The sequence below is a fragment of the Blastomonas sp. CCH1-A6 genome, assembly GCF_001556365.1.
Classification (GTDB): domain Bacteria; phylum Pseudomonadota; class Alphaproteobacteria; order Sphingomonadales; family Sphingomonadaceae; genus Blastomonas; species Blastomonas ursincola.
In genome coordinates this window covers 1-9120 of record NZ_LSIS01000385.1, presented here as the reverse complement: position 1 = coordinate 9120, position 9120 = coordinate 1, and the positions used below count along the sequence as shown (strand labels likewise).

General features: G+C 64.5%; 11 protein-coding genes. 7 read left to right on the top strand and 4 right to left on the bottom strand.

The annotated features are described in order from the left end of the window. Window positions 1–90: 90 nt before the first annotated feature. The 4 genes from AX735_RS17765 to AX735_RS17750 all read right to left on the bottom strand — a co-directional run bounded on the left by AX735_RS17765 (window position 91) and on the right by AX735_RS17750 (window position 3388). Complete coding sequence (locus AX735_RS17765; RefSeq protein ID WP_231750163.1) at window positions 91–669, bottom strand: hypothetical protein; 579 nt, start codon at window positions 667–669, stop codon at window positions 91–93. Between the two features lie 156 nt (window positions 670–825). Beyond that, a complete protein-coding gene (locus AX735_RS17760; protein WP_066282894.1) occupies window positions 826–1143 on the bottom strand; it encodes a hypothetical protein in 318 nt (105 codons plus the stop codon). A gap of 142 nt (window positions 1144–1285) precedes the next feature. Further along, the gene (locus AX735_RS17755; protein ID WP_066282888.1) at window positions 1286–1735 is read right to left on the bottom strand and encodes a hypothetical protein; all 450 of its coding nucleotides are present in this window, start codon (window positions 1733–1735) and stop codon (window positions 1286–1288) included. 45 nt (window positions 1736–1780) lie between these two features. Then, window positions 1781–3388, bottom strand: coding sequence for a phosphoenolpyruvate carboxykinase (locus tag AX735_RS17750; protein ID WP_066282882.1), 1608 nt, complete (start codon window positions 3386–3388; stop codon window positions 1781–1783). 287 nt (window positions 3389–3675) lie between these two features. Here AX735_RS17750 and AX735_RS17745 point away from each other — a divergent pair, with 287 nt between their 5' ends. The 7 genes from AX735_RS17745 (at window position 3676) to AX735_RS17715 (ending at window position 9049) form a co-directional block, all read left to right on the top strand. Then, window positions 3676–4383: a response regulator transcription factor gene (locus AX735_RS17745; RefSeq protein ID WP_066282876.1), complete on the top strand. Its 708-nt coding sequence runs from the start codon at window positions 3676–3678 to the stop codon at window positions 4381–4383. Next, window positions 4352–5950: a sensor histidine kinase gene (locus AX735_RS17740; RefSeq protein WP_066282873.1), complete on the top strand. Its 1599-nt coding sequence runs from the start codon at window positions 4352–4354 to the stop codon at window positions 5948–5950. The genes AX735_RS17745 and AX735_RS17740 overlap by 32 nt, the downstream gene beginning before the upstream one ends. A 50-nt stretch (window positions 5951–6000) precedes the next feature. After that, window positions 6001–6435 (top strand): HPr kinase/phosphorylase, encoded by a 435-nt coding sequence (locus tag AX735_RS17735; RefSeq protein WP_066282871.1) that lies wholly within the window; start codon window positions 6001–6003, stop codon window positions 6433–6435. Between the two features lie 49 nt (window positions 6436–6484). Next, a complete protein-coding gene (gene rapZ, locus AX735_RS17730) occupies window positions 6485–7438 on the top strand; it encodes an RNase adapter RapZ (protein ID WP_066282892.1) in 954 nt (317 codons plus the stop codon). A 105-nt stretch (window positions 7439–7543) separates the two neighbouring features. Further along, on the top strand, window positions 7544–7954 hold the full coding sequence (locus AX735_RS17725) for a PTS sugar transporter subunit IIA (RefSeq protein ID WP_060980342.1): 411 nt from the start codon (window positions 7544–7546) through the stop codon (window positions 7952–7954). Beyond that, window positions 7951–8223, top strand: a complete 273-nt coding sequence (locus AX735_RS17720; RefSeq protein WP_023837395.1) for an HPr family phosphocarrier protein — start codon at window positions 7951–7953, stop codon at window positions 8221–8223. The genes AX735_RS17725 and AX735_RS17720 overlap by 4 nt, the downstream gene beginning before the upstream one ends. 19 nt (window positions 8224–8242) lie before the next feature. Further along, a complete protein-coding gene (locus tag AX735_RS17715) occupies window positions 8243–9049 on the top strand; it encodes a TrmH family RNA methyltransferase (protein WP_066282868.1) in 807 nt (268 codons plus the stop codon). The last annotated feature ends 71 nt before the right edge of the window (window positions 9050–9120 follow it).

Here is a 9120-nt window from a genome sequence, read left to right as displayed (position 1 = left end):
CCAAATCCTCCCCGAGACAAGCTCGGGGAGGATTTGGTGCGAAGCCTCCGCAATCTCCGCTCCCGCCTGCGGGAGGGCAGAGTGCACCAATCAGGTGAATGAGCAGCTGTAATAATCGCCCCAGAGCTTTCGACATGCGACCAAATCGCCGTCGAAAAGCTTCGTTATCCTTTCAGGTGCATAAAACTTGCCAGTAGTCGGATCAAATCCGTCGGCCAACATGACCTCGCCGGTCGGATCAAAAACAATTGCTGACCAGTTGTCGAGAAATCCCTCCGGATTAAACGCCACGCGGACAGGTGGGCCGGGATCAACGGAGTAGGTAACTCCACCGTACTCGGCATACGATTCCGCCTTTCTCGAAACGCGAGCTCGGTTGATGATTTCCCGATAATCACTCTCGTTCACCGCAAGGCGGGACAGACTTCCCAAGTGGCCGCCAGCCCAGAGCAGCGGTAGGGCTGCCATCAGCCAAAGGACCAGCAAGATTGGGCTGAGCGCAATGGCAGCAAACTGTTCGGCGAAACTTCGGCCTTCCTGGGCGACGCTGACGCCCCGCCACAATTTGAAGCCAGTCAAGAGGACCATGAAGGCAGCGGTCGGTATGCCGACAAGAATAAATAGCACAAAGCCGAAGCTATCCGACCATGCCCCGATGAGGCCGATCACAAAGGGTATGCCGGCCGCAAGGGCAAACACCCTAGCGGTGCGAGCCAAATATACACCTAACGGCTCGCTACTCAGATAGCGCCGGAACTGTGCTAGTTGATAAAGAGTAGGCACCATGTCGCTTGAATAGCATCCATAGCGCTGTTTCTATAGCATTTACTGCCCCGTGAACTTCTTCGCGAAGCCCATGATGTCGTTGACCGGGTTGCCGTCACCGTCGCGGTCGAGAAAGCCGCCGATCTTCTTGAGCGCATCCTCGCCGCCGACCTGGGCGAGCAGGTCCTGCAGCTTGTCGAGCGGCAGGCCGGTCGATTGCGCGGCGGATGCGGCGGTGTCGCCGGGCTGGGGCGCGGCCTTGCCGAGTGCGGCCATCGCGGCCTGGACCTGCGCTTCGCTGAGGCCCACCTGCTTGGCGAGGCTGGCGATCTTGTCGGCGCCGCCGAGCTGGCCGACGATATTGTTCAGGAAATCCATGGATGCCTTCTCCCCATTCGCGAAGCTGTTCTCTGGCGAAAGCCGGAGTCCAGGGCCGCCAAGGTGCAGCATCGCCCTGGATTCCGGCTTTCGCTGGAAAACGGTGCAAGTTACCACAAGGGGTAGGTACCGGCCATGCCGATCAGCCGGGCAGGGGCGCCAGATCAGGTAAAATCACCGCACGCCGCGCCTCGACCGAGAACAGCCGTTCGCGTGAATAGAAGCGCAGCGGCCAGTCGCGCGCGCCCTCGGGCTCTGTCAGCAGCGCGTTGACCCGCTCTACCAGCGCGAGCGCAGGATCGCAGCGCCGGTGGAACGCCGCGACCCCCATCGCATAGCAATGCGTGATCGTCGCATGAAAGCCACTGTTATCGGTATTGGGCGTGCCCACGCTGTCATTATGCCGCCGGATGATATCGGGCAGGTCGTGGCTCAGGCAGATATCGGGCCGCTCGGCCGCCAGCCAATAGCAGGCGGCGACATGCGCTTCGTGTGTCCATTCGCCGCGCGGCAGGCAGGAAGCGATCAGCCGCTCGCCAAGGTGGCGAACGGCTGCGCTGGACTCGAAAAATCTAATGCTTTGGTCGGTCATGATCGGGCTTTCGGCAAGGAAGGCCCGATCGTGAACCGGGCCAGGTCAGGCGGCGACGGCCTGACGTTGCGGGGCGGCGGCGCGGACCGCCTCATCGACATGCTCTTCGAACTGCGCGAAATTGTCGATGAACTGGCCGACCAGCTTTTGCGCGGTGGCGTCGTAATCCGCCTTGTCCGCCCAGGTGCCGCGCGGATCGAGGATCGCGGTGTCGACGCCCGGCACGCTGACCGGAACCTCGAAGCCGAAATTCGGGTCCTTGCGGAACTCGGTGCTGTTCAGGCTGCCGTCGAGCGCGGCGTTGAGCAGCGCGCGCGTTGCCTTGATCGGCATGCGGCTGCCGACGCCGTGCTTGCCGCCGGTCCAGCCGGTATTGACCAGCCAGCAGGTGACATTGCCCTTGGCGATGCGCTCTTTCAGCAGATTGCCATAGACCGAGGGGTGACGCGGCATGAACGGCGCACCGAAACAGGTCGAGAAGGTGGCCGAAGGCTCGGTCACGCCGATTTCGGTGCCCGCAACGCGCGCGGTGTAGCCCGACAGGAAGTGGTACATCGCCTGTTCGGGGGTCAGCCGCGCGATCGGCGGCAGCACACCATAGGCATCGGCAGTGAGGAAGATGATGTTCTTCGGCACTGGACCCAGATTGTCCTTCGACGTGTTGGGGATGAAGTCGATCGGGTAGGAACCACGGCTGTTCTCTGCCAGCGAGTTGTCGGCAAAGTCGAGCGTGCGGGTGGCCGGGTCCATCACCACGTTTTCCAGCACGGTGCCGAAGCGACCGGTGGTGGCGTAGATTTCGGGCTCGGCCTCGGGCGAGAGGTTGATCATCTTGGCATAGCAGCCGCCCTCGAAGTTGAACACGGCGGTGTCCGACCACCCATGCTCGTCATCGCCGATCAGCGTGCGGCTTGCATCGGCCGAGAGGGTGGTCTTTCCGGTGCCCGACAGGCCGAAGAAGACGGCGGTGTCGCCTTCGGGGCCGATATTGGCCGAACAGTGCATCGGCATCACGCCCTTGGTCGGCAGCAGATAGTTGAGGATGCCGAAGACCGACTTCTTCATCTCGCCGGCATAGGCGGTGCCGCCGATCAGGATCAGCTTTTCGGTGAGGTTCACCGCGATCACGGTCTCGCTGCGCGTGCCGTGCTTGGCCGGGTCGGCGCGGAAGCTGGGCAGGTCGATGATCGTGTATTCGGGCGCGAAATCCACCAGCTCTTCGGCCTTGGGGCGGACCAGCAGCGTGCGGATGAACTGGCTGTGCCAGGCAAACTCGTTGATGACGCGGACGTTCACGCGATATTCGGGCTGCGATCCGCCGAACAGGTCCTGCACGTAGAGCTTGGGCTTTTCGGCGAGAAAGGCCAGGAAATCGGCCTTCAGCGTGGCGAAATTCTCGGGCGTCATCGCGACATTGGTCTTGCCCCACCAGACGGTGTTCTCGGTCTCGGCGTCGCGGACGATAAACTTGTCATTGGCGCTGCGGCCCGTGTGCTTGCCGGTCGCAACGACCAGTGCGCCGCCCTTGGCCAGCGATCCCTCGCCATTGCGCAGGGCCTCTTCGACCAGGGCTTCGGTGCCCAGATTCCAGTGCTGGTTGTCGGTTGCGGTAATGCCCTGATCGGCAAGCGAAACTTTGGATTTGATGGCCACTGCTGATATTCTCCCAAGTTGGTGCCGCCCCTGGCTGATCTCGCGCCCAACCGCCAGCCTTCGTCAATCCGGGACGACTCACGCAGTCCTTTTCTCGTGATAGGATTGTCCAAGACGTCTGCTGCCATGTCTGTCAATAGCTGCTACCGGTGTCATAACATGGGTGGTGCATTGTTGCCGGTATGCACCCAAAATGCTGCGTTGCGGCATATGCCAGATAGCGGTTTACCCTGCGGTCGTGATATGCGACCGGCAGGGCTTGGTGGTGCAGGAGGATAGGTCCACGCATGGCGGCAGTGATTGCGCTGGTCGATGACGACCGCAACATTCTGACATCGGTATCGATCGCGCTGCAGGCGGAAGGCTTTGTCACGCGGCTCTATTCGGACGGGGAGACGGCGCTCAAGGCGATTGTCGACACGCCGCCCGACCTGTGCCTGTTCGACATCAAGATGCCGCGCATGGACGGGCTGGAGCTGCTGCGCCGGGTGCGCGAGCACAGCGCTGTGCCGGTGATCTTCCTGACCTCAAAGGACGAGGAGCTGGACGAGGCGCTGGGCCTGGCCATGGGGGCGGACGACTATATCACCAAGCCGTTCTCGCAGCGGCTGCTGATCGCGCGGATCAAAGCGATCCTCCGCCGCGCCGAGCTGATGCGGGCGCCCGAGGTGCCCAGCGACGAGCCCGCCGCCGAACCAATCGTGCGCGGTCGGCTCGAAATGGACCCGGCGCGGCACATGGTGGCGTGGGATGGCAAGAAGGTGACGCTGACGGTCACCGAGTTCCTGATCCTGGAGGCGCTGGCTGCGCGGCCCGGTGTCGTCAAGAGCCGCAACCAGCTGATGGACGCGGCCTATCAGGACGATGTCTATGTCGACGACCGCACCATCGACAGCCATATCAAGCGGCTGCGGCGCAAGTTCCGCGAGGTCGATCCCGAATTTTCCGCTATCGATACCCTGTATGGCGCCGGCTACCGTTTCGCAGGAGATTAACCCGTCCGCGCTGCGGCTGGGCTGGACGCGCCGGGTCTCGCTGACCTGGCGCATCCTTGCGGTGAATATATTCGCGGTCGCCATGCTCGGCGGCGGGCTGCTGTATCTGGACAGCTATCGCGAGCAGATCATCCAGGAACGGCTCGAGCAGGAGCAGCAGAGCATCTGGCTGCTCGCGCATGCGATGGAGCGTCTCGACCAGCCGGGCCGCATCGCGATGATCAAGGCGGTTAGCCGACGGTACGACTCGCGCATCCGGCTCTATGAGGCGCGCGGACCTGTCACGCTGGACAGTTTCGCGCTGGCGTCGCCCACCTATCGCCTGCGCGATCCTTCCGAAGAACCCTGGCAGCGCCATGCTGCCCGCTTGCTCGATCAGGGCTTTGACTGGCTGGTCGACGCCAAGCGGGTCGAGCGTTTCGTCGAGCGCCGACCCGATCGGCTGCAGAACTGGCCAGAGGCGATCGAAGCCCAGCGCAGCCAGGCCGCGATCGCCCGGATGCGCTATGCGCCAGATCGCACCCCGATGATCAGCGCGGCGATTGCGCTGCCCCGGGGCGGCGGCGTGCTGCTGACCAGCTACAATGCCCGGGACGTTACCCGGATCGTGCGCGCGGAGCGGTTCAACCTGGCGATGATCGTGCTCGCGACGGCGCTGGTCTCGATCCTGTTTTCCTTGTTCCTGGCGCGGACGATCGTGCAGCCGCTGCGTCGCCTGGCGAGCGCTGCCGTCAGGGTGCGGCTGGGCCGCGCGCGCGAGGTGGTGGTGCCGCGCCTGCCGTCGCGCGGGGACGAGATCGGCCTGCTGGCGCGTTCGCTTTCGGACATGAGCATGGCGCTGCGGATGAAGATCGACGCGACCGAGGCCTTTGCCGCCGATGTCAGCCATGAACTCAAGAACCCGCTGGCTTCGCTGCGCTCTGCGCTCGAGGGGTTGGCGAGCGTGAAGGACGAACGGCTCCGCGAGCAGCTGTTCGAGATTGCGTGCAGCGACGTCCGGCGGCTCGACCGGCTGATCACCGATATCTCCGAGGCGTCGCGCGTCGATGCCCAGCTCACCCGGACCCGGTTCGAGCCGATCGATCTGGGGGAGATGATCGAGAATCTGCTCGAGCTGCGCCGGTCGCGCGGGCTCAACCAGGGGCGCGAGACCGCCTTCGCCCGCCCACGGCGCGGTGTCGCGGTGGTGATGGGCGAGGGAACGCGGTTGGAGCGCGTCATTTCCAACCTGCTCGACAATGCCGTGTCCTTCTCGCCCCCCGGCGGGCTGGTGCGGATCGAGGCGACGCAGATGCGTGGGCGGGTGCTGGTGCGGGTCATCGACGAGGGGCCGGGCGTACCACCGAGCGAGCGCGAGGCGATCTTCCGCCGCTTCCACAGCGCGCGCCCCGAGGGCGAGGAATTCGGCCAGCATAGCGGCCTGGGCCTCGCGATCGCGCGCACCATCGTCGAGGGGCATCACGGGACGATCACGGTCGCCGATCGCGACGACGGGGCGCAGGGTGCGGTGTTCGAGATATGCCTGCCTGCGAAGGATCAGCAGGAACTGCCCATTTCCCCGGCCTGAAACCGGCGCTAACATGCTGCCAATCCGACAGCGGATCAGGGGGAGGGACCATGGCGCAGGGTGACAGGATCACCTATCCGGGGAGCTGCGTCAGCATTGGCGGCGCAGCGCTGCTGATCAGCGGCGAATCGGGCATCGGCAAGTCGGAACTCGCGCTGGCGCTGATCGACCGCGGCGCGCGGCTGATCAGCGACGACCACACGGCGCTGCACCGTGAGGGCAGCCGCATCGTCGCCTCGCCCGCGCCCAATATCGGCGGCATGATCGAGGTGCGTAATCTCGGGCTACTGCCGGTCGAGCCGGGTCCGAACTGCCCGGTAGCCCTGCTGATCGAGCTCAACCGCGCCGCACCGCGATGGATCGAACGCAGCCAGCACCGCATGTTGCTGGGCGTCGAAATACCGGAGATCCTGCTCTCGCCCGACAGCCGGGTCCTGCCGATCAAGGCCGAAATGGCATTGCAAGCCTATGGGATCAAAGGCTAGGTCAGGGTTGGCGCAGCCCGACAGGTGCGCGGCACGCCAGGGGTGGCCAATGACCGATTCCAGTATCGTGCAGGCAGGTTTTCCTGCTGTCGAACCGCACCGCGTCCTGCTGGTCACCGGGCTGTCGGGCGCCGGCAAGACCACTGCGCTCAAGACGCTCGAGGATCTCGGCTGGGAGGCGATCGACAACTTCCCCATCCGGCTGCTGCCGCTGCTGATGGATACGCCGCAGGCGGTTCGCCGCGATGGGCAGGAGCGGCCGCTCGCCATCGGCTTCGACACGCGCACGCGCGGGTTCGATCCGGGATCGATCGTGCGGCAAGTGCGCGATCTGGAAGAGCGGCCCGAATATGCGATCAGCACACTGTTCCTTGATTGCGCGGGGCGCGAGCTGCAGCGGCGCTATGCCGAGACGCGGCGCCGTCACCCGCTGGCGCAGGACCGTTCGGCCGAAGCCGGAATTGCCGAGGAACGCGAATGGCTGCAGCCGCTAAGGCGCTGGGCGGAAAATGTCATCGATACGACCAATCTGGCATTGTCGGACCTGCAGCAGGAAATCCGCAGCCGCTTTGCGCTCGAACAGTCGCCTACCAGCATCATCGTCACCAGCTTCGGCTTTGCGCGCGGCATGCCGCCCAGCGCCGATCTGGTGTTCGACATGCGCTTCCTGCGCAATCCCTATTGGGACCGCTCGCTGCGCGAGATGACAGGACTGGAAGCGCCTGTGGGAGCGTTCATCACCGAAGACCCGGCCTATCAGGGCGCCGTCGACCGGATCGTCGATCTGCTGACCTTCCTGCTGCCGCGCTATCAGGCGGCGGCCAAGGCCTATGTGCACATCGCGATCGGGTGTACCGGTGGGAGACACCGGTCGGTGTTCGTCGCGCAGGAGATCACCAAACGCTTGCAAGCAGCAGGCTTTTGTCCCACTGTCCAGCATCGCAATCTGACGTCACGACCCACGGATGCCATAGAAGAAAGCCCCGCGCCGCCGCCCGCATGAAGGCAGCGCGCCGGGCAGGGGAGAGATCGCTGAAACTGGCGCGGGTCAGGGACAGACGTCGGCAATAGAGACTTCAAGCTACAGAAACTGGTATAAACATCCCCCATGATCGGTCTTATTCTCGTCACCCATGGACGGCTCGCGCAGGAATTTCTGGTCGCGATGGAACATGTGGTGGGCAAGCAGCAGCATATCGAAACCATCGATATCGGCCCCAATGATGACATGGAACAGCGGCGCGCAGATATCGCCGCAGCCATCGCCAGGGTCGATACCGGCAAGGGCGTGATCGTGCTGACCGATCTGTTCGGCGGCACGCCGTCGAACCTTGCCATCTCGCTGCTCGAAGCGGGGCGGGTCGAGGTGATCGCAGGGGTCAACCTGCCGATGCTGATCCGCCTCGAGGGCGCACGCCGGTCGATGAACGTGCGCGATGCGGTCGCCGCTGCGCGCGATGCCGGGCAGAAATATATCAGCGTCGCCTCCGACCTGCTCGGCCAGGAAAGCGCGCAATGAGCGAGCAGACCGTGCAGATCACCAACCAGCGTGGCCTGCACGCCCGGGCGAGCGCCAAGTTCGTCGCCGCCGTCGCGCGCCTGCCCGAAACGGTGAAGGTGCATGTCAGCAAGGACGACAACGAGGTCACCGGCAGCTCGATCATGGGGCTGATGATGCTGGGTGCCGCGCGCGGCGATAGCATCACGATCCGCGTCGAGGGCGAGGGCGAAGAGGCTGCGCTTAAGAAGCTCGTCGGCCTGGTCATGGACGGTTTCGGCGAGGATTGATCCTCGGCCCCTGCGCGCCATGACCCCCAACCGTCTGCTCATCACCGGTTTTTCCAATCCCGCGGTCAAGGCCGCGCGGTCTTTGCGCGAAAAGAAGCATCGCAAGCGCGAGGGACGTTTCCTCGCCGAGGGCCTGCGCTTGCTCACCGAAGCGCGCGAAGTTGGCATTGTTCCCGAAGCGCTGTGGCTGGGCCAGCAGCGCGATCCGCATCCGCTCATCGATGCGCTCGAAGTGGCCGTGGCTGCGCGCGGCGGCACGATCTACGAGACGACGACCGACATCCTCTCCAAGATCAGCGGTAAGGACAACCCGCAGACGGTTCTGGGTGTATTTGAAGACCTGCCGACCTCGCTCGATGCGCTGGACCGCGATCGCTCGGGCATCTGGCTGGTGGCGCAATCGATGCGCGATCCGGGAAATCTGGGCACCATGCTGCGCACCTGCGATGCGGTGGGCGCGGGCGGGCTGATCCTGGTCGATCAGTGCGTCGATCCGTTCTCGGTCGAGGCGGTGCGCGCGAGCATGGGCGCGGTGTTCACCGTTCCGGTGGCGCAGGCCGAATGGGGCGATTTCCTGCGCTGGCTGCGCACCGGGCCGGGTCAGCTCGTCGGCACAAGCCTCAACACCAGTTCCGACTATCGCGGCGCGGATTACGCTGCCCCGTGCTTCCTGCTGATCGGCAACGAGGCGCAGGGGCTTCCGCCCGCCTATGAGGCGGAGTGCGACCTGTTGGTGAAGATCCCGATGCTAGGCAAGGCGGACAGCCTGAACGCCGCCGTCGCCGCCGCGGTCATGGCCTATGAGGTGCTCGCCCGGCAGAGCTGAGCTCCACCGGGCGCGCCCGATCAGTGGCGGAAGTGGCGCATGCCGGTGAACACCATAGCCAGGCCGGCCTC

What these genes read in the sequence shown, in the direction of transcription:
- AX735_RS17760 (WP_066282894.1), bottom strand. Translation starts at nt 1,143, where the DNA reads ATGGATTTCCTGAACAATATCGTCGGCCAGCTCGGCGGCGCCGACAAG.
- AX735_RS17755 (WP_066282888.1), bottom strand. Translation starts at nt 1,735, where the DNA reads ATGACCGACCAAAGCATTAGATTTTTCGAGTCCAGCGCAGCCGTTCGC.
- AX735_RS17745 (WP_066282876.1), top strand. Translation starts at nt 3,676, where the DNA reads ATGGCGGCAGTGATTGCGCTGGTCGATGACGACCGCAACATTCTGACA.
- AX735_RS17740 (WP_066282873.1), top strand. Translation starts at nt 4,352, where the DNA reads ATGGCGCCGGCTACCGTTTCGCAGGAGATTAACCCGTCCGCGCTGCGG.
- AX735_RS17735 (WP_066282871.1), top strand. Translation starts at nt 6,001, where the DNA reads ATGGCGCAGGGTGACAGGATCACCTATCCGGGGAGCTGCGTCAGCATT.
- rapZ (WP_066282892.1), top strand. Translation starts at nt 6,485, where the DNA reads ATGACCGATTCCAGTATCGTGCAGGCAGGTTTTCCTGCTGTCGAACCG.
- AX735_RS17725 (WP_060980342.1), top strand. Translation starts at nt 7,544, where the DNA reads ATGATCGGTCTTATTCTCGTCACCCATGGACGGCTCGCGCAGGAATTT.
- AX735_RS17720 (WP_023837395.1), top strand. Translation starts at nt 7,951, where the DNA reads ATGAGCGAGCAGACCGTGCAGATCACCAACCAGCGTGGCCTGCACGCC.
- AX735_RS17715 (WP_066282868.1), top strand. Translation starts at nt 8,243, where the DNA reads ATGACCCCCAACCGTCTGCTCATCACCGGTTTTTCCAATCCCGCGGTC.